Raw genomic sequence first — 19707 nt, forward strand, 5'->3', positions numbered from 1 at the left:
GCTCACGGACTATGCCGCGAATATGTTATTTTTCGCCTCCCCATGACATGGGGGTGGTGGCGCGCAGCGCCGGCGGGGCGCCCCTCCGTCATTTACTGCGCAAATGCCACCTCCCCAGCTTCGCTAGGGAGGAGATTTCAGGCACTTAATTGCCAATTTTTAAGAGGAAAAGGGTCGTAACGCATGTTATGACCCTTTTTCGTATCTGAATAAGCGAGAGCCGATAATGAACGTCCTGATTGTCGAAGATGATGTTGAAGCTGCGCAAAACATGCAGAAGGGCCTGAAGGAGGCCGGCATCGAGGCCCGCCTGGCCGGTGACGGCGCGCAAGGCCTGGACGCCATCAAGGCCGAGGTGCCCGATGTCATCATCCTAGACCGCATGATGCCGGTGATGGATGGGGTGACCATGCTGCAAACCCTGCGGGCCGATGGTGTTGACGTGCCGGTGCTGTTCCTCTCGGCGCTCGGCGAACTGGAAGACCGCGTGTCGGGCCTGCGTGCCGGCGCCGATGATTATCTCGTCAAGCCCTATGCCCTGACCGAACTGGTGGCGCGCGTTGAGGCGCTGGGCCGCCGCAAGGACAAAGACCAGGTCGAGACTATCCTGCGTGTTGGTGACCTGGAGATGAACCTGATTTCACGCGTGGTGAAGCGTCAGACCAAGATCATCGATCTGCAGCCGCGCGAGTTCCAGTTGCTGGAATTCCTGATGCGCCATGTCGGCCAGAGCGTGACCCGCACCATGCTGCTGGAAAAGGTCTGGGCCTATCATTTCGACCCGCAGACCAATGTCATTGACGTGCATATCTCGCGCCTGCGCTCCAAGCTGGACAAGGATTTCGACCGCCCGATGCTGCATACGGTCAGAGGTGAAGGTTATCAGTTGAAGGCGTAGCTTTTTCTCCTTCCTGCGAAGCGGGGAGGTGGCGCGCAGCGCCGGAGGGGCGCCCCTCCGTCAGCGACATCAGCCCTGCGGGCTGAGCGCTGACACCTCCCCATTAAAGCAATGGGGAGGAGAGTATCGTGCCTGCCCTGGCAGGTACAAGGATCGATTATGACTGACAGCTCTTCGTCCGAAACCCGCAAGCAAATGATCGACGCCGTGTGGCGGCGCGTGGATGCGCTCGCCATCCTGCGGCCGAACTTCTTCCGGCAGACCCCCTTCCGGCTGACGCTGGTTTTCCTGTGCGTCTATGTCTTTGTGGCGGCGTTGGTCTTTGGTTACATCTACCTCGCCACCTCGACGGAATCGCGCGCCTGGGGCAATGTCTCGATCGATGCCCGTATCAAGAGCCTTAAGGAAACCGACGCGCGTGACGGTCATGCGGCGGTGGTGGCGAAGATTCTGGGGGACGATGCCGTCGAATGGGTCTTCGCCAAGGGCGCTTTTGACAATTCGGGCCAGGTGCTGGCGCAGAACGGCCGCGCCCGCATGGAAGGCAAGAGCCTGCCCGATACGGTGATCCGCGAGGGGCTGAAGCAGGTCAGCGCCGATAATCCGGTGGCCTCGATCAATTTCACCTCGCCATCGCCCAATGATCCGAACTGCTGCCGGTTCCAGGGGCGCGTGGTGCGGCTGGATGATAATTTCTACATCTATGTCGCCATGGATATGTCGTGGGCCGATCACGGCTTCCAGCAGGAAATCAAGGCGGTGGCCGGCGGCGGCCTGCTGGTGGTGATCCTCGGCCTCTTCGCCGGCACCCTGATCAACCAGGAGGTCACGCGTTCGGTGGCGCGGGTGACCTCCGTGCTGGAGCGGGTGCAGGAAGGTGATCTTAAGGCGCGGATATCAGTGCGCGATTCAGGAGATGAGTTCGACGCGCTCAGCTTGCGTATCAATCAGACGCTGGACCGCATGGAAAAGACCATGGGCAATCTGAAATATGCTGGCGATGCCATTGCGCACGATCTGCGCTCGCCGCTGTCGCGCCTGCGCACCAAGCTGGAGGTGTCGCTGCTGGAAGTGGATAAAGACCCGTCCCAGGCCCATGACGCCCTGGCCGGCGCATTGGAAGAAACCGGGCAATTGCTGCGCACCTTCCAGACGGTGTTTTCGATGTCGCGTTTGCAGGCGCAAGGCCAGGCGCCGGACCAGGTGCTGTTTTCCGCCAGCGAACTGGCCGAGGATATGGCCGAACTGTTCGAGGCCGTGGCCGCGGACAAGGGGCTGGAGTTCGAGGCCGAGATCGAGAAGGGCGTGCGCGCCTATGGCAACCGTGACTTCCTGGCGCAGGCGCTGTCCAACCTGCTCGATAACGCCATCAAATATACGCCGGTGCCCGGCGGCGTGACCTTCCGGATGCGGCATACCTCACAGCGCGAGATCGAGTTCTCGATTACCGATACCGGTCCGGGCGTGCCGGAAAAGGATCGCCGGCGCATCGCCGAGCGTTTCGTGCGGCTGGAAAATTCACGGACGCTGCCGGGCGTGGGGCTGGGGCTTTCCATGGTCGAAGCCGTGGCCGTGGCGCACAAGGGGCGGCTGGAAGTGGCCGAAGGACCGGGCGTGTTCGACGGCCAGGGACCGGGCCTGCGCACGGCTCTGGTTCTGCCGCCGGTGCAGGGGTAATTTCAAGAGGTCATCCACAGATTGCGCAGATTGCACAGATTTTAGAAAGGGAAGGAATCCACAGATAAGCCAGATAAGCTCAGATGGTCAGTGCACATGACCTGCCTTGGCGGTTATATCACGAATGCGCCGTAGGCGCATAAGAGAGCGTCTCATTGCGCGCCTGAACTCAATCTGCCTCAAATCATCTGTGCTTATCTGGCTTATCTGTGGATTCCTCTTCCTTATCCTTAAGACGCCAAAAAGCCATCCACGCAGGTGACGCACGCGCCGCCGACATAAATCTGGCCAGCCTCATCGACCGAAATCTGTATGTGCCCGTCGCGGCCAATGCAGCGGCCTTGCGTGGCCGCATAGGCGGTCGCCACCGGCGGGATCAGGCCGCGGGCGATCCGGAAGGCGGCCACGCTGCCATTGCCGCTGCCGCACACCGGGTCTTCGTCTATGCCGTCGGAGGGGGCGAAGGAGCGGACCTCGATCGTGCTGCTATCGGGATATCTGCCGAAAACGGTGATGCCGGTCGCGTTCAGTCGGCGCTCGAATACGGCCGAACGGGCGAAATCGGGTTTGAGAGCGAGTACGGCCGCCGCATCCGTCATCTGGGCCACGATCCAGGTCGGGCCGACATTGACCAGGGCCGGCGCGCTTTCCCGCACGACCGGCGCGCCGAGAACGGCTTCCAGTTCCGCGACCTCATCGTCTGAAAGCGTGTCTATTCGCGCAGATGGCAGGGCGAGGGTGATGAGACGATCCGTCACCTCGATCCGGATCAGACCGACGCCGCATTCCTGCACCAGGACGCCGTTTTTCGGCGTGTGACGACCAGCCTCGATAATGGCATGGGCACTGCCGAGCGTGGGGTGGCCGGCGAAAGGCAGTTCGCTCAAGGGCGTGAAGATGCGCAAGGTGTAATCGGCATCGGGGTGCCTGGCCGGCAGGAGGAAGGTGGTTTCCGAGAGGTTGGTCCAGCGGGCGATGGCCTGCATGGCGGCGGTGTCCAGACCCTCCGCGTCCAGAATAACCGCGACGGGATTGCCGAGAAACGGCCGATCGCTGAAGGCATCGACAACTTTATAGGCTCTCATGGTTTGAACTCCGGAGGATTTGTGAGCGATTGATATGGCATGACGAGGCGGATGGCCAGCCTTGGATATGGCCTGGTTGCGTCGGATCAGAAGTGGATCACGGACAGGCACGGAAAAAGACGGAAGGACACGGAAATATGAGCGCGCGGATATCATGAGGCCCAAAGGGCGGCAAACGACATCTGTGAAAACAGGATGATATGAGGGCGCTTCGCGCAGGTATTGCCGCGTGAACCTTCCGTGTCTTTCCGTCTTTGTTCTGTGCCTGTCCGTGATCTTCTTATCGATAACAATCATGTGGCCGGTTTAAATTGTCTCCAATCTCAAAAACATGTTGGTCAAAGGTCTTGGAAAGTTTGGTGTTTCGGCGATTCAGGGTTAAACATGCAGGACAATAGACGCAGGGACCTGTACCGCTTACCTCATGGCAGATGTTTTATTCTCTTCTCTGGTCGACCGCCTGCACCCCTGCGGGCCGGTTCTGAACGCGGGCGCGGCGGATTATGTCTTCGAGACCCTGTACGAGGTGGCCACGGCGGAAGGCTGGCGCGACGTGCTGCAACAGGCGGAAAGCGCTCTGCGGCCTGTGGTCTCGGCCTCGCCCTATCTGGCCGGGATCATGCGCCGCGATCCGCAGCGCCTGCGCGAGACCCTGATATCGGCGCCGGAAGCCCGCCTCAAAGCCATATTGCTCGCCACGGAGGCGCTGAAGGACCAGGCCGCCACGGTCGAGACGCTCGATATCCCTGCCGCCAAGAAAATCCTGCGTCATCTCAAGGCCGATACACACCTGCTGACCGCCCTGGCCGATCTCGGCGATGTCTGGGGGCTTGATCACGTTACGGCCGCCCTGACGCGCTTCGCCGACGCCGTGACCGAGGCCGCCTTGGCCCTGGTGGTGCGTGAGGAGCGCGACAAGGGCCGGATAGATGACAGCCGGATCGCCGAAAGCGAAGAGCGCGGCATCCTGCCGGGCCTCTTCGTGCTAGCCATGGGCAAGCACGGCGCCGGCGAACTGAACTATTCCTCCGATATCGACATCACCTTTTTCTGCGACCTGGACCGCCTGCCGGTCAATGCCCAGGTCGATCCCCAGACCTTTGCCGACCGGGTGGCGCGCGGCGTCTCGACCCTGCTTTCCGAGCGCACCGGCGACGGCTATGTCTTCCGCGTTGACCTGCGCCTGCGGCCTGATCCGTCATCCACCCCCACCGTGGTCAGCGTGCCTTTCGCGCTGCATTACTATGAGTCAGTCGGGCAGAATTGGGAGCGCGCCGCCTTCATCAAGGCACGGGCCGTGGCCGGCGACATGGTGGAAGCCAAGGCGTTCATGAACGACCTGTCGCCCTTTATCTGGCGGCGCAGCCTCGACTATCCCGCCATTGCCGACGTCCATTCGATCAAGCGGCAGATCCACGTCTACAAGGTCGATGAGCGGCTGGAGGCGGCGGGGGCGAACCTGAAGCTCGGCGCCGGCGGCATCCGCGAAATCGAGTTCTTCGCCCAGACCCAGCAGTTGATCCTTGGCGGCCGAGACCCCTCCCTGCGCTCCAAGCGGACGCTCGACGCGCTCGATGCCCTGCGCCGCGCCGGACATCTGGCGCCGGCCGTCGCCAAGGAACTGAAGCAAGCCTATATCCGCCTGCGCGACTGGGAACATCGCGTCCAGATGATCCATGACGAGCAGACCCACGACCTGCCGGAAAATGACGACGACCGGATGCGTGTCGCGGCGCTTTCCGGCTTCTCCAATCTGTCGCGGTTTGATCTGGCGGTATCGCGCACCCTGCGCCTGGTCAATTCGCACTATGGCGAACTGTTTTCCGAGGCGGAATCGCTGTCCTCCTCCTTCGGTTCGCTGGTTTTTACCGGCGTGGACGACGATCCGGAAACGATCAAGACCCTGGCGCGGATGGGCTTCGATCATCCGGAGCAGGTGGCGGCCACCATCCGCTCCTGGCACCACGGCCGCATTCCGGCCACGCGCTCGGAGCGCGGCCGCGAACTGTTCACCCGCCTTGTGCCGCGCCTGCTGGAAGCGCTGAACGAGACCGGGACGCCCTCCATCGCCTTTACGCGCTTTGCCTCCTTCTTCGTGACGTTGAATGCCGGGGTGCAGATACAATCTCTCTTCCTGGCCAATCCGAAGCTGTTCCATACCATTGTCGAGATCATGGGCTTCTCGCCGCGCCTGGCCCAGATGCTGGCGCGCCACCCGACCTCGTTCGACGCCATGCTCGATGCCGGCTTCTTTGATCCGCTGGGCGAGGAACTGGACGAACTGGTGCGGCGCGAGGTCGAGCGTGTGCCGCCTGACCTCGAAGCGGTGATGAACGCCCTGCGCCGCATCGGCCGCGAACAGCAGTTCCGTATCGGGATGCAGATACTTTCAGGCCGGCTGAGCACCGAAGCGGCGGGCGCGGCCTATGCCCGCCTGGCGGACGCCTGCATCCATCATCTGGCGCCGCTGGCGCTGGAAGACATGGTGCGTCAGGCCGGAAAGCTGAACGGTCAGGTGGCGATCCTGGCGCTCGGCAAGCTCGGGTCTCAGGAGATGACGGCGACCTCGGACCTCGACCTGATGGCGGTCTACCTGCCAGACGACCCGTCTTCGGCCTCCACGGTCAAGAACTGGGCGCCGGAAACCTGGTTCGGCCGGTTTACCCAGAGGTTGATTTCGGCCCTTTCGGCACCGACGCACGAAGGTACGCTCTACGAAATCGACATGAAGCTGCGGCCCACCGGCGCCAAGGGGCCGGTAGCGGTGTCGCTGGCGGCTTTCGAGAACTATTACGACAAGGACGCCGATACCTGGGAATTCCAGGCCCTGACGCGGGCGCGGATCGTCTGGTCGACCTCGGCTGATTTCGCCGATCTGGTGCGGCTGAAGGTCGAGACCATCCTGCGCCGCCAGCGCTCGGTGGCCCGGACAGCGCTCGATGTGCTGGCCATGCGCGCCCTGATGGAAAAGGAACGTCCGGCCAAGACGTTCTGGGATTTCAAGCTGTCGATCGGCGGCCAGGTCGATGCCGAGTTCGCGGCGCAATACCTGCAACTGGTCCATGGCGAGGCCGGCGGCCCTTTGCGCGTCGGCACTCTGGCGGCGCTTTCGGCCATGTCGCGTGCCGGGCTGGCGCCGGCGGCCGAGATCGAGGCACTCAGCGTGGCCTGGAAGGTGCAGCAGGCGCTGGCGCAGGTCATGCGGGTATCTCTTACCGCTCAGGACGATCCGCGCAACGAGCCGGAGGCTTTTCAGAGGAAGCTTGCCAGGGCCGTCCATACCCGCAGGCTCGATACGCTGGAGAAGAAGCTGCGCGATATCCGCAAGCGCGCCAGGGTGGCTTTTGAAAAGATCGTTAGGCCCAACGAGAATTAAAAGCGACGGATAATTATCATTACAACGTTGTAATGAGCAAGATGACGGCGGATATCTGTTCTGGTTTCATTTATCTTGTTAAGGACCGTAATTGATGGCGCAGAGCCTCTTTCATAAGCCCCGTGACTTTGGTCATGCCGGGGTGAAGGAAAATCTGCAACAGAATCGGATACATCTTGTGTCGGCTCAGGTCGATACGCTGCCGGGGAAACAGGTGACGACAGACCCTGACGAGGTTCTGCTGGAGCGGATCGCACGCGGCGACATGGCGGCGGTGTCGGCGCTTGTCTCGCGCAAGCTGCCCAGGCTTTTGTCGCTGGGCCGGCGGATGCTGAACGATCCGGCCGAAGCGGAAGACGTGGCGCAGGAAACCCTGGTGCGGACCTGGAAACAGGCGGCGACCTGGGTGCCGGGCAAGGCGCGCATCGACACCTGGATGCACCGCGTGGCGCTCAACCTCTGTTATGATCGCCTGCGCCGTCGCCGTGACAGCGTCAATGCCGACGATGTCGAGATTATCGATGACGCGGCGGGGCCATCGGTGCAACTGGAGCAGGCGCAGACCGCGCAGGCCCTGCAAAAGGCCCTGGCGCAACTGCCCGAAAGACAGCGGACGGCCATCACCCTGAACTATTTCCAGGAGATGTCCAATATTGAGGCGGCGGCGGTCATGGGGGTGAGCATAGAGGCGCTGGAAAGCCTGCTGGCGCGGGCCAGGCGTACTCTGCGCACCCTGATGAGCGAGACGTCTGTAATCCCGAAGAGCACGGGAGCGAGAAGATGAGTGACATGCGTTTGGAACGACTGAAAGCGATTATTGATGCCTATGGCGCCCATGCGGCGCACTGGCCTGAGGCGGAGCGCGAGGCAGCGCTGGCCTGTGTCGAGGCGCACGCGGAAGCGGCGGCCTGGCTGGCCGAAGCGCGGGCGCTGGATGATATTATGGACACCCTGCGTACCTTCGAACACGGTCGCGTGGAGGCGGACCAGCCCGTGTTCGAGGCGGCGATGGAGCGTTTCGCGGTCGAGTTTACGCCAGTGAATAAGGTTGTTGCCTTTCCGTTACGCCCGCGTCCGGCACCCGTTTCGCGCTCTGTTATCTGGGGCGTGAGCATCGCGGCTGCGGCCTGTCTGGCCGGTGCTGTGCTGGGGGTTAATCTCAGCCTGATGGGCCTGAGCGACCTGCGCGTCACCAGCGTGCTGGAGCAGGTGGCGATGATCGACGGGGGAGACTGAGCATGAATGCCTGGCTGACGGACACGCGCCTGAAATGGATTCTGGCGATCTCGCTGGTCATCAATATCTTCCTGATCGGCGCCGCCGTGGGTGCTGGCTTCGTGGTCAAGCACCATCTGCGTGATTTCCAGCGCCCGCTGGCCATGCAGAAGGCGTGGCGCGATGCCACCGCCGGCACGACGCGCGAGGAGCGACATCATATCTACCTGCTGACCAAGGCCGCGGCATTAAGCGGTGAGACAGACATGGCCAAGGCGCGGGCCCTGCGGGCCCAGGCGCGTGTGCTGGTATCGCAGGAACCGTATGACGCGGCGCAGATTGCCATGCTGTCGGAACAGGCCCGCAGCGCTGAAAACGATGCCCGCGGCAAGATCGAAAACGCCCTGATCCTCAACATGAAGGATCTGCCAGTGCGCGAACGTACCTTCATGCTGACCACGTTGCTGCGCGCCAGCGGCCGTTTCGATCGCTTTATCGCCAAGGACGACAAGCCGCCGGTAAAGGTGGATGCGCCCGCACCGAAATAGGCGGATCAGCGTATCGACATAATCTCCACGCCGGCGCCGCCGACCTGGACCTCGTCGCCGACTTCCTTGCCGAGCAGGGCGCGGGCCAGCGGCGAAACCCAGGACACGCTGCCCTTTGCCGGATCGGCTTCGTCTTCTCCCACGATCCGGAAGGTCTGTTCCCGGTCATTATCCCGCAGGATGGTGATCGTGCAGCCGAAAACCACCCGTTCCGGCGCTATGACCGGATCGATGCGCTGGGCGGAACCGAGGCGGGCGGTATAGTAACGCAGGTCGCGTGTGGCGCGCGCCATGGCGGTGCGGTCTTCATTGATCAGGCCGGAGGCTTGCGCGGCGGTATAGGCGGCCTTGGCTTCGGCGAAGGCGGCTTCCAGTTGCGCCAGCCCTTCGGGCGTGACGAGATTGGGGTGGGGTGAAACCGGCCGGTCGGGCAGGTTGGCCGCCGCGGCTTCATGGTCTTCGTCCCTGGTAAAGGCTACGCTCATGTTACTAATTTCGTTTAATTACATTCAAGTAGCGCCAATAGTAGTAAACCCCAGATACAAGCATTAACACTTCGAATGCCGAAAGCAGAATTATCCTTCTGGTTCGGTCGGGATCGGAATATGCTGCCGGCGCAAATAATATCACAAATGCTAACAAGCTGAGGCCGATGACCGCATTTTCAGCCGTTGATAATTCGAAAACAGGCCTCAGCTTCTTCTTTTCTGTATATTTAAGCATTGCGATTGAGACAAAAGCAAAAACCACGAGGAGAGAGGCGTGTCCGCTTACCAGCATCCAGATACCGTGTACGGCGACAAAGTAGTGAAAAGCTGAAATAATCACGAAGATTACCATATTGGTCATCATCGATAGGATGATTTTCGGTGGCATCTACAGTCCCTCTTCGGATGGTTCCCAACCAAACCGTCATTAAGCCGCCTGGTCGCCGATTTGCGTGGCGGTCTGGGCGATCGGCAAGATCACGGTGCAGGTCGTGCCTTCGCCGAGGACGCTGTCGACCTCGAAACGGCCATTGTGCATCTCGATGAGCGACTTGGTGAGCGCCAGACCCAGGCCGGTGCCTTCGCGGGTCTTGGAGAACTGGTTCTCGATCTGCTCGAACGGCTTGGCCAGGCGTTCCATGTCCTTCCGGGCGATGCCGATGCCGGTATCGGCCACCGTGATATGGACATTGGTGTCAGTGGCGATGGCCGAGATGGTCAGGGTGCCGCCGGTCGGGGTGAATTTCACCGAATTGGTCAGCAGGTTGAGCAGGATCTGCTTCAGGGCGCGGAAATCGGCTGATATTTCCGGCAGTTGCGGCAGGTGGACGCGCAGCTTCAGGCCGGCGCGTTCCGCCTTTTGCCGCACCAGGCGCAGGGTGTCCTCGACCACCTCGTCTATGGCCACCGGCTCGAAGCGCAGGTTCAGCTTGCCGGCTTCGATCTTGGACATGTCGAGAATGTCGTTGATCAGTGACAGCAGGTGCTGGCCGGAGCCCAGGATATCGACGGCATATTCCTTGTAGCGCGGATGTCCGAGCGGGCCGAACATTTCCGACGACATGATTTCCGAGAAGCCGTTGATGGCATTGAGCGGCGTGCGCAGCTCATGCGACATATTGGCCAGGAACTCGCTCTTGGCGTGGTTGGCGGCCTCGGCGCGGATCTTGGCGATCTCGTACTTGCGCGCCAGGACCGTCTGCTGCTGGCGGCTCTGCTCCAGCTTTTCCACCAACCCCTGCAGGGCTTCCTCGTTTTCGCGGCTCTTTTCTTCCTGCACCTTGACGGCGGTGATATCGGCGCCGGTGACGACATAACCGCCTTCGGCCGTGCGGCTTTCCGATACCTGAATCCACCGGCCATTGTTCAGTTCGGCCTCGAAAACGCCTTCGCGCGCATCCTGGGTTGGCTGCTGGCGGCGGATGGCGATCTGCATCACCTGGTCGATCAGGTGGCGCGGCGTGCCGGGCTTGAGGAAGCGCGCGTCGATATTGAAGGTCTCGCCGAAGGTCGCGTTCCACATCAGGAGACGGTTGTGGCGATCCCACAGCACGAAGGCGTCCGACACCGAATTGATGGCGTCGCGCAGGCGGGTTTCGGCGCGCTGGGCACGGATCTGGGCGATGCGTTCCTGGCTGACATCGAGCGCCACGCCTGATAGCCGCGTGAAGCCGCCAGCCGTGCGTTCGCCGACCGACTGGCCGCGGGCATCGACCCACAGGGCCTGGCCGGTAGCCGAAGGGACGCGGAAGGACACATCGAGCGCGCCGGTGGAGCGAGCGGTTTCCAACGCCCGGATGACGTCGGCGCGCTGTTCGGGGGCGATGCGTTCGAGCACCTCGTTCGTGGAGGCGACGCCGCCGCCGCCCCAGCCGAGCATGACGCCGGTGACATCGGACATATAGATCAGGTTCTGGTCGATATCCCAGTCGAAGATGCCGCAGCGCGCCGATTCGACCGCCAGGCGGTAGCGCTGCTCGCTGGCCTGGAACAGCCGGGCGTCCTCGCGGTTCTTGCGCGCCTGGAAGAACAGCAGGAGGCCGAACAGCGCGCCGATCAGCAAGGGACCGCCCACGAAGGTCACGGCTTTCAGCAGGCTTTGCGATGCGGAGAAAAAGCGCGGCGTGGGCGTGGCACGGAGCAGGATCAGCGGGCTTGTGTCGGCGCTGCGCAGGGCGTCGGCAGTGCTGAGGTCCGCCTGCGCCACCGATGCGATCTTGACGAAGCCGCCCTCGGTCAGGGCGCCCTGGATGAGGTGGCCGGAATCGGCCCGCGCCCGCACCTGGCTGTAGGAGACGGCGAGGGCGGTCTTGAGGTCCTTGCCGACGAAGACATCGCTGGAAGCGGCGACGATCAGTCCGTCAGGGCCGACAAGCGCGCTTAAGCCGCCCTTGCCATCCGGCGCCGGCAGCAGGCCGTCTGCGAGCCGCGCCACCAGGTCAGGGGCGCCGCCTGCGCCTTTCAGCACGGCGTAGGTGTGGTCCGTGCGGCTGAGTTTTGAGCCGGCCGTGACGATGGCGAAGGGGGCATGGGCCTTTTGCGCCGCCTCGATCATCAGGTCGACATCTTCGCTGCCGGACCGGGCGACCACCTCGCCACCAGTGGTATTGACCAGCGCCGTGCTGGTGAGGGTGTCGCGGCCCAGCTTCAGGGCCAGTTCGGCGGCGGTGAGCGGTGCGTCTGGTGTCTGGCCCAGTTGGGCCTGCGCCGCTTCCAGCGCCAGACGGGCCGTGCCGAGGCGGCCATCGAGGCGGGCGGAATCGAGCCGGGTGGCGGTCAGCAGGGCCTGGCCCTCGGCATCCTTGCCGGCCGAGAGGCTGTTGCCCAGTTGCAGGGTCGACAGGGCCATGAAGATGACGAGGCCGAGCGTGAGGAGAAGCGCGCCGATCCGGATCCACAGCGGCATGGTGGGGGATACGGGAGAGACGATCAGGCGCGATAAGGGGGAGCGGCCGTCAGTGGATTTCGCCTCGTCCTTGCCCGGCGCCTTTTCGGGCGCTGCCTTCGCTGTCCGCCCGCCGGCCAGACTTCGGGTGCGCAGGTTTTGATGCGTCTCCGCCACGGGCAGTCCTGTACAGTTTGGCCCTGATGAGCCCGGTCAGATAAGGTTGCGCCCTGATTCGGCGTATGCGATCAGGGTAAACGCGCCGTTAACCTATTGTCGAGAGTCTTAAGGTTTTATAAACTTAAATAATTCTCAGAGCGGCTGAGGGGCTTAACTGGCCTCGTCTTCGTCAAAGGTGCCGCTGCCGGCCGAGGCGCTGCGCTTGCGGCCCGTGGGCGGACGATGATCCTCGCTCCAGCCTTCGCGGCGTTCTTCGCCATGGTATTTCGGATCCTGTTTGCGGCGGCGGTCGGGGCCGAAATAGTTGCCGGTGGCGGTCTTGATATAGGGGCGCGGATAATCGACGATGGCCACGATCTTGCGGCGCAGTTCGATGGCGGTCACCGGCTTGCAGCAGAATTCATTGGTGCCGGCGTCGCGCGCGGCGATCACCTTGGACCGCTCCGAATGGGCCGTCAGCATGATAATCGGCACATAGCGGTTCGGGCTGTCGGAGGAATTGCGCACCAGCTTGACGAACTCGACCCCGTCCAGCACCTCCATCTGGTAATCGGTGATGCAGATATCGATGGCGTCGTGTTTCAGGCGGTGAAAGGCTTCGGTGGCGTCGCGCGCCTCGAATATCTGGGTGACGCCAAAACCGCGCAGCAGGGTTTTGACGATATTGATCATGTGGGCGTTATCGTCCACCACCAGGAACCGGACCCGTTCGAGGCTCGCCAATCGTCTCTCCCAAAACCATGCGCAAGGCGACGCCATCCGCGTCTCTTTTGCGCATTCTAGGTAAGCAATGCTTAAGAGTGGTTAATAGCCGTTAGCTATAAGTCTGATTTTAGTCGGCCAGCGCCTTGGTGGCCAATTCGAGGACGTTTTTCGACAGTTTTGGTGCGGCGGTAATCATTTGCAGGGCCTGGCGCATATTATCGCTGTAGGGCTGCGCGTAGAAGCGGTAGCGGCTGAGCGGTTCGACCAGACGCGCCGCCGTCATCGGGTTGAAGGCGTCGACGGCCAGAATCTGCTCGACGAGGAAGGCATAGCCGCCGCCATCGGGGGCATGGAAGACGCTCTGGTTATTGGCGAAGCCCTGCACCAGGGCACGCCAGCGATTGGGTGTCCTGGCATCGAAATCGGGGTGATGGCTGAGGGCCTGCACGCGCGCCAGGGTGTCCGGATGCGGCGCCGCCGCCTGCAGCGAGAACCATTTGTCGATGACCAGCGGCTCATGTCTGAAGCGGGCATAGAAGGCATCGAGCGCCTCCTGATAGGGGGCGCCCTGCACATGGGTAAGCGCGATCAGGCCGCCGATCATATCGGTCATGTTGGTGGCGGCCTTGAAATGGGCTTCGGCCAGGAGGGTCAGTTCACCGGGATTCGGGCTCGCGTTAAAGCCGGCCAGCAGCAGATCGAGCAGGGCATTGCGCAGCGCGCGGTTGCCGGCCGAGGCGGCATCGGGGCTGAAGGTATTGGCCACCGGCAGGGCGTTGTACAGGTCGCGCAAGGTATCATGCAGGCGCAGCGACAGCGCCGATTTGAAGCGCTTGCGGTTATGGTGCAGGAAGGCCGGATCGATGGGAGACTGGCTCTGCGCCAGGTCGGCCTCGGTGGGCAGGCCCATGATCAGGGCCTTGAAGGCGTCATCCAGGCGGTCGTCGCGCAAGGTGGCTTCCAGCCCCTGCGCAAAGGCATCAACCAGAGCTTCATCGGGGATTTCGTCGAGCATGATGGCCTTGGCCAGCCCTTGCGCCGCCTCCCAGCGGTTGAACGGATCGCTGTCGCCTTTGAAACGCGCGAAGGCATGAGATTGCGGCTCGTCGAGATGCAGGGTGACGGGCGCCGAGAAATGGCGCAGGGCCGAAAGCACCGGCGGCTTTTCGATGTTGCGGATCACCATCTCCGCCTGGGCGTCGCGCAGGATGAACAGCCAGGAGTCGTTGTCCGGTGTGTTGAAGGGCGCCTGGGGTGCGCCGTCTTCATCGAGCACAGCCAGGCGGATCGGGATGGGCAGGGACTTCTTTTCCGGCTGGCCGGGGGTCGGCGCCGTGACCTGGAGGCAGGTCAGGGTCAGGGTTTTGGCGGCGGCGTCATAGTGCTGGGAGATGCGGACCTGCGGCGTGCCGGCCTGGGTGTACCAGTCGATCATGGCGCTGAGGTCGGCGCGCAGTTGCGCATTATCGGCGGTGACGGCGTGGAAGCTGGCGAGGAAGTCCTCCAGCGTGGCGGCCGTGCCGTCATTGTGCTCGAAATAGTGGTCGAGCGCCTGGCGATAGACCGCCGGACCGGCCAGGGCTTTCAGCATCCCGACAATTTCCGCACCCTTTTCATAGATGGTGGCGGTGTAGAAGTTATCGATCTTGACATAGGACGACGGCCGCACGCTGTGGGCCAGCGGGCCGGAATCTTCCGGGAACTGGCGGGCGCGCAGGGCCTTGACGTCCTTGATGCGCGCCACGGCATGGCCGCGCATGTCGGCCGAAAAGCCCTGGTCGCGGAAAACGGTCAGGCCTTCCTTGAGGCAGAGCTGGAACCAGTCGCGGCAGGTGACGCGGTTGCCCGACCAGTTATGGAAATATTCGTGGGCGATAACGCTTTCGATGCGTTCATAATCGGCGTCAGTGGCGGTGGTCGGGTCGGCCAGCAGCAGCGAGGCGTTGAAGACGTTCAGGCCCTTGTTTTCCATTGCGCCGAAATTGAAATCGCGCACGGCGACGATCATGAACAGGTCGAGATCGTATTCGCGGCCATAGACCTCCTCGTCCCATTTCATCGAGCGCTTGAGGGCGTCCATGGCATAGGCGGCGCGGTCGCGCATCCCGGTATCGACATAGATTTTCAGCTCGACCGTGCGGCCGGACATGGTGACGGTCGAGTCTTCCAGCACGTCCAGCTCGCCGGCGACGAGGGCAAACAGGTAGCATGGCTTGAAGAACGGGTCTTCCCACAGGGCATAGTGTTTGTTGTCTGGCAGGTCGCCCTTTTCCAACAGATTGCCATTAGAAAGCAGGTGCGGGAAGCCGGCCTTCGGCGCCTCGATGCGGACGCGGTATTTCGACAGGCTGTCGGGGCGGTCGAGATAATAGGTGATCTTGCGGAAACCTTCCGCTTCGCACTGGGTGCAGTAGCGGCCGGAGGACATGTACAGCCCCTCCAGTGTCTTGTTGTTCAGCGGATCGATCTCGACCTCGGTTTCGAGCACGAACTGGTCGGGGATATTGTTGATGGTCAGGGTTTCGTCGGTGGTGGTGTAGTCGACCGGTTGGCCATTCAGAGACACGCTGATCAGCTTGAGGCGTTCGCCCATCAGGACCAGGGGGGCATCGGCCGCACCCTGCCTTTTGATCGTCAGGCGGGCCTTGACGCGTGTGGCTTCGGGCGCAAGATCGAACGCCAGTTCCGTGGCCGGGATCAGGAAATCGGGAGCCTTGTAGTCGCTGAGTTTGATCGGCTGGGGCGTATCGGTGCGCATATTCGTTCTGTCTCGCTTGAAGTCTCAGTCCACATGGGACTCTTTTCAGAGAAGCTCAAGCGATACAATGCGGATTTTAGTAAATGAACCGGCCGGTTATCCCGTCTGGCGTGTGGCTTTCGGCACATCGGTCACGTCGGTTTCGACGTGCTGGCGCAACTGGTCGGCGCGTTTGGCCAGAGCGATCAGGTCGTCGTCGAGTTCGCTGTTATTGCGCGCATAGTCACGCAGATCCTTGACCAGCTTGAGCAGGTGCGGCGCGGCGGCGATCAGGCGGGCCTGCATCTCGATCAGGGCCGGGTCACGCTCGTATTCGGCGCCGGGCACGCGCCAGCCGCCCCAGTCATTTTCATCGGTGACGACGATCGGATAGGTGCCGGGGAAGGGGTGATTGCGGCTTTCTTCCGGCGTCTGCCACTTGTTGCGGGCGCGCATCAGGCGCCAGTGCGACAGGTGCTGGTCCTGGCCGCTTTTGTCGGTGGCGCTTTCGGGCGTCAGTTCCTCGGCGGCGAAATCACGGCCCAGGCCGCAGTCATAGGTGACGCGCACCGGCTCGTCGAACCCCTTGACCCAGACGGGATTGACCTTGTCGATCACCGCCCAGGTACCGACCGGTTCGACATAGACTCTTTGGTGGCGATGAAAGGTCGCTTTGGCCATGGGACACCCTCTTGCTTATTCTTAAGCTTGTTATGGACGTCTGTTTTACAGGAAAAGTCTTAACAAATGGCGGGCGGTGTTATTATGCCGCTTCGCAGTGGCGGGCGCATGGTCAAGGCGTTGTTTCTAATGAAACTTTATGCGCCATGCGTTCTGGAATGAAAAAATATTAAATCAGACAATAATATTCAAGGTCTTGGATTCATTCATACTATCAATATGACCCGTTTTACGTCGAAATTTGTTATCTTGCGATGCACAAAAATCGCGCCTAATCAGAAGGTATAAAACAATAAACCGGCTTGACATCTGATCATGCGTCGTCGGAACAAACCTGACTGCAAGTCTATGTTTTTGTGACGAAAAGTGTGACCTGTGCGAGCCTAACGGGCACCCTGGAACACTGAAACATGACCGATACCGTCCTCAATCACGTCAGGCAACACATCACGCTGCTCGACGGCTTTCTCAGCGAAGCCGTCCACGAATTCGGCAAGGCCGAGGTCATGGACAAAGTCGAGGCGCTGAAGGACAAGACTTTCGATTTCAGTGCCTTGAGTGAATCAGAAGCCGCGCATATCGCCCGTATCATGACGTGTCTGTCCATGCTGTCGGTCATCTCCGAGGACGTGGGCCAGCTCGGCAAGATCGACAGTTTCGAGAGCGCCGACGGCTCCATGCAGCCGATCAGCCTGGCCAATGCCGTGGCCTCGGCCCGGCAATCTGGTCTGGACAGGGCCGAGATCGACGCCACGCTCAGCAGCATCCTGGCCTCGCCGGTCTTTACCGCCCACCCGACCGAGATGCGCCGCGCTTCGATCGTGGAGCGCGAAACGGAAATCGCCACCCTGCTGCAAGCCTATGAAAAGGCTGCCAATCCGGGTGAGAAGAAGCAGGTGGGGGATGATCTCTATCGCGCCGTGGCGCTGCTGTGGAACACGCGCCTCAACCGGCCGGAGCGCATCACGGTGCGCGACGAGATCAACAATCTGATCGGCGCGGTCAAGCGCTCGGTCTTGCCGGCCCTGGTGACGCTCTATACCGAATGGGGCCGCGACATCCCGCACGAGGGACCGCTGCCGGACGTGCTCAAGCTCGGTTCGTGGATCGGCGGCGACCGCGACGGCCATCCGCATGTCGATGAGGTGACCCTGCGCTATGCCTATCGTGAGCAGGCGCGCGTGGCCTTTGATTTCTACCTGGTCCACCTCGACAAGCTGGATACCGAACTGACCATGTCGGACGAGGTGACGCCGGTCAGCGATGCGTTGCAGGAACTGGCGCGCAAGTCGCTCAATACCGATATCCACCGCGTTGATGAGCCCTACCGCCGCGCCATCGCCCATATCCGGCAGCGCCTGCTGCGGACGCGAGCGGAAATCCTGGGTGAATCAGTGGGCAGCCGCGCCGGCGATACCTCGGTCGCGGCGCCGGCCTATGAAAGCTGCGCCGCCTTCCTGTTCGACATGCGCGTGATCCGCAATTCCCTGGCCAGTAATGGCGGCCGCCGCATGATCGGCGCCACGCTGAAGACCCTGATCCGCATTGCCCGCTCCTGCGGCTTCCACCTGCTGGCGCTCGACCTGCGGCAGAATTCCGATGTGCATGAGCGCGTCATCGCCGACCTGTTTACCCAGTCGTCGGAACTGGTCGATTATCTCGGCATGTCGGAAAGCGAGCGCTGTTCGCTGCTCTTCGCCGAACTGGCCAATGACCGGATTCTGCGCTGGGACTATGCCAGCTATTCCGATGAAACCCGCAAGGAACTGCGCATTGTCGATGCCGCGGCGGAGATCGTGAAAACTTTCGGGCCGGAGGCATTTGGCGCCTATGTCATTTCCAAGGCCGGTTCGGTTTCCGATATTCTGGAGCCGCTGGTGCTGCTGAAACAGGCTGGTTTGGTGCGCGGCGGGCCGCAGCCGCACTGCATGATGAAGATTTCGCCCCTGTTCGAGACGATCGGCGATCTGGAGGCGGCGCCGGAAATCATGAAGAAGTGGCTCGGCAATTTCGCCGTCCGTTCGCTGATGGGCCGCCCGGCGCTGCAGGAAGTCATGCTCGGCTATTCCGACTCGAATAAGGACGGTGGCTATACCTCTTCGCGCTGGTCGCTGCACAAGGCGTCGAAGGCGATCAAGGCGGTATGCGACAAGGCCGGCGTGCAGTTGCGCCTGTTCCATGGCCGCGGCGGCAGCGTCGGGCGCGGCGGCGGTCCGGCCTTCGCGGCGATTCTGGCCCAGCCCGAAGGCACGGTCGGCGGGCAGATCCGCGTCACCGAACAGGGCGAGATGATCGCGCGCAAGTTCGGCAATGTCGTCACCGCCCACAAGACGCTCGACAGCTTCGCGGCCGCCACCTTCCTGGCGACGGTGCCGAAGCGTGGGCCGAAGACGGCGGCCCATACGGCCGATGCGAAGCTGGAGGAAAAGTTCACGCCTCTGATGGACCAGGTTCATGCGGCCGCCTTTGATGCCTATCGTGGCCTGGTTTATGACGATCCGCACTTCCTCAACTTCTTCCGCACGGTGACGCCGGTGGACGAGGTGAGCAATCTCAAGATCGGCTCGCGTCCGGCTTCGCGCACGGCGTCGGGCAAGATCGAGGACCTGCGCGCCATTCCGTGGGTCTTCGCCTGGTCGCAGACGCGTTTCATGCTGCCGGGCTGGTATGGTTTCGCCGCGGCGGTGCGCGAACTGGCGATCAGCGACGACGTGCTGAAGGAAATGATGCAGTGGGACTTCTTCGAGGTCTTCATCGCCAATATGGAAATGGCCCTGGCCAAGACCGACATGGAGATCGCCGGGCTTTATGCGGGCCTGGCCGGTGAACCGGAAGAGGCGGCGCGCATCTATGCGAAGATAAAATTCGAGTTCGATGATACGGTGGCGCTGATCCTGCGCCTGCGCGGCGCGCCCTATCTGCTCTCGACCCATGAGCGCCTGCGCAACCAGATCGAACGCGCCAATCCGCTGCTGGGTTCGCTCAATCGTTTGCAGGTCTACCTGCTGGGCATTCGTCGCCACGGCAACCGGCACAAGCTGGTGCAACTGGCCATGCAACTGACGGTCAATGGCATTGCGTCTGCGCTGCGCAATACGGGGTGATGTAAGCCATTGACCGTTTTTACGCTGCGCTACCGCTTCGCTGCTTGAGCGCGGCAATGGCATTGCAAGCGCGCTTAGAAATACGGGGTGACCGCCGTATTGATTCCCTCGGCCGTTTCGGTTAATGTA

General features: G+C 61.9%; 14 protein-coding genes. 7 read left to right on the plus strand and 7 right to left on the minus strand.

Annotation, left to right across the window (positions count from 1 at the left end; genetic code table 11):
* Positions 1-226 precede the first annotated feature (226 nt).
* Together ACTHND_RS03870 and ACTHND_RS03875 are read left to right on the plus strand one after the other, a co-directional pair.
* Entirely contained in the window at positions 227-898 is a 672-nt protein-coding gene (locus ACTHND_RS03870; RefSeq protein WP_440175988.1) for a response regulator transcription factor, read from the plus strand.
* Between the two features lie 159 nt (positions 899-1057).
* Positions 1058-2575, plus strand: a complete 1518-nt coding sequence (locus ACTHND_RS03875) for a sensor histidine kinase (RefSeq protein WP_440175990.1) — start codon at positions 1058-1060, stop codon at positions 2573-2575.
* Positions 2576-2805: 230 nt separating this feature from the next.
* Here the strand turns inward: ACTHND_RS03875 and ACTHND_RS03880 are convergent, their stop codons facing one another.
* Complete coding sequence (locus ACTHND_RS03880) at positions 2806-3660, minus strand: PhzF family phenazine biosynthesis protein (protein WP_440175991.1); 855 nt, start codon at positions 3658-3660, stop codon at positions 2806-2808.
* Between the two features lie 424 nt (positions 3661-4084).
* On the opposite strand from ACTHND_RS03880, the gene ACTHND_RS03885 reads away from it, so the two are divergent.
* The 4 genes from ACTHND_RS03885 (at position 4085) to ACTHND_RS03900 (ending at position 8799) form a co-directional block, all read left to right on the plus strand.
* Complete coding sequence (locus ACTHND_RS03885) at positions 4085-7036, plus strand: bifunctional [glutamine synthetase] adenylyltransferase/[glutamine synthetase]-adenylyl-L-tyrosine phosphorylase (RefSeq protein WP_440175992.1); 2952 nt, start codon at positions 4085-4087, stop codon at positions 7034-7036.
* A gap of 94 nt (positions 7037-7130) precedes the next feature.
* On the plus strand, positions 7131-7820 hold the full coding sequence (locus ACTHND_RS03890; RefSeq protein ID WP_440175993.1) for an RNA polymerase sigma factor: 690 nt from the start codon (positions 7131-7133) through the stop codon (positions 7818-7820).
* The gene (locus tag ACTHND_RS03895) at positions 7817-8272 is read left to right on the plus strand and encodes a hypothetical protein (RefSeq protein WP_440175994.1); all 456 of its coding nucleotides are present in this window, start codon (positions 7817-7819) and stop codon (positions 8270-8272) included. Before ACTHND_RS03890 ends, ACTHND_RS03895 begins: the two co-directional genes overlap by 4 nt.
* Before the next feature lie 2 nt (positions 8273-8274).
* Positions 8275-8799 (plus strand): periplasmic heavy metal sensor, encoded by a 525-nt coding sequence (locus ACTHND_RS03900; protein ID WP_440175996.1) that lies wholly within the window; start codon positions 8275-8277, stop codon positions 8797-8799.
* Between the two features lie 5 nt (positions 8800-8804).
* Here ACTHND_RS03900 and greA read toward each other — a convergent pair whose 3' ends face one another.
* The 6 genes from greA to ACTHND_RS03930 all read right to left on the minus strand — a co-directional run bounded on the left by greA (position 8805) and on the right by ACTHND_RS03930 (position 16474).
* The gene (gene greA / locus ACTHND_RS03905; RefSeq protein ID WP_440175997.1) at positions 8805-9284 is read right to left on the minus strand and encodes a transcription elongation factor GreA; all 480 of its coding nucleotides are present in this window, start codon (positions 9282-9284) and stop codon (positions 8805-8807) included.
* Between the two features lie 4 nt (positions 9285-9288).
* Positions 9289-9675: a hypothetical protein gene (locus tag ACTHND_RS03910; protein ID WP_440175998.1), complete on the minus strand. Its 387-nt coding sequence runs from the start codon at positions 9673-9675 to the stop codon at positions 9289-9291.
* A 39-nt stretch (positions 9676-9714) separates the two neighbouring features.
* Complete coding sequence (locus ACTHND_RS03915) at positions 9715-12348, minus strand: PAS domain-containing sensor histidine kinase (protein ID WP_440175999.1); 2634 nt, start codon at positions 12346-12348, stop codon at positions 9715-9717.
* Between the two features lie 153 nt (positions 12349-12501).
* The gene (locus ACTHND_RS03920; RefSeq protein ID WP_440176000.1) at positions 12502-13074 is read right to left on the minus strand and encodes a response regulator; all 573 of its coding nucleotides are present in this window, start codon (positions 13072-13074) and stop codon (positions 12502-12504) included.
* Positions 13075-13183: 109 nt separating this feature from the next.
* Positions 13184-15814 carry an aminopeptidase N gene (gene pepN, locus ACTHND_RS03925; protein WP_440176001.1) on the minus strand — a complete coding sequence of 877 codons (2631 nt, stop codon included), beginning with the start codon at positions 15812-15814 and terminating at the stop codon, positions 13184-13186.
* Between the two features lie 96 nt (positions 15815-15910).
* Positions 15911-16474, minus strand: a complete 564-nt coding sequence (locus ACTHND_RS03930; protein WP_440176002.1) for a hypothetical protein — start codon at positions 16472-16474, stop codon at positions 15911-15913.
* 410 nt (positions 16475-16884) lie between these two features.
* Here ACTHND_RS03930 and ppc point away from each other — a divergent pair, with 410 nt between their 5' ends.
* Positions 16885-19578 carry a phosphoenolpyruvate carboxylase gene (ppc, locus tag ACTHND_RS03935; RefSeq protein ID WP_440176004.1) on the plus strand — a complete coding sequence of 898 codons (2694 nt, stop codon included), beginning with the start codon at positions 16885-16887 and terminating at the stop codon, positions 19576-19578.
* Positions 19579-19707 lie beyond the last annotated feature (129 nt).

Origin of the sequence: Asticcacaulis sp., assembly GCF_051954415.1 — a bacterium.
Lineage (GTDB): Bacteria > Pseudomonadota > Alphaproteobacteria > Caulobacterales > Caulobacteraceae > Asticcacaulis.

Excerpts from the sequence above, each read along its gene's own strand:
- ACTHND_RS03895 (WP_440175994.1), top strand. The coding sequence starts at position 7,817 with ATGAGTGACATGCGTTTGGAACGACTGAAAGCGATTATTGATGCCTAT.
- pepN (WP_440176001.1), bottom strand. The coding sequence starts at position 15,814 with ATGCGCACCGATACGCCCCAGCCGATCAAACTCAGCGACTACAAGGCT.
- ppc (WP_440176004.1), top strand. The coding sequence starts at position 16,885 with ATGACCGATACCGTCCTCAATCACGTCAGGCAACACATCACGCTGCTC.
- ACTHND_RS03880 (WP_440175991.1), bottom strand. The coding sequence starts at position 3,660 with ATGAGAGCCTATAAAGTTGTCGATGCCTTCAGCGATCGGCCGTTTCTC.
- greA (WP_440175997.1), bottom strand. The coding sequence starts at position 9,284 with ATGAGCGTAGCCTTTACCAGGGACGAAGACCATGAAGCCGCGGCGGCC.
- ACTHND_RS03900 (WP_440175996.1), top strand. The coding sequence starts at position 8,275 with ATGAATGCCTGGCTGACGGACACGCGCCTGAAATGGATTCTGGCGATC.
- ACTHND_RS03875 (WP_440175990.1), top strand. The coding sequence starts at position 1,058 with ATGACTGACAGCTCTTCGTCCGAAACCCGCAAGCAAATGATCGACGCC.
- ACTHND_RS03890 (WP_440175993.1), top strand. The coding sequence starts at position 7,131 with ATGGCGCAGAGCCTCTTTCATAAGCCCCGTGACTTTGGTCATGCCGGG.
- ACTHND_RS03930 (WP_440176002.1), bottom strand. The coding sequence starts at position 16,474 with ATGGCCAAAGCGACCTTTCATCGCCACCAAAGAGTCTATGTCGAACCG.
- ACTHND_RS03910 (WP_440175998.1), bottom strand. The coding sequence starts at position 9,675 with ATGCCACCGAAAATCATCCTATCGATGATGACCAATATGGTAATCTTC.
- ACTHND_RS03885 (WP_440175992.1), top strand. The coding sequence starts at position 4,085 with ATGGCAGATGTTTTATTCTCTTCTCTGGTCGACCGCCTGCACCCCTGC.
- ACTHND_RS03870 (WP_440175988.1), top strand. The coding sequence starts at position 227 with ATGAACGTCCTGATTGTCGAAGATGATGTTGAAGCTGCGCAAAACATG.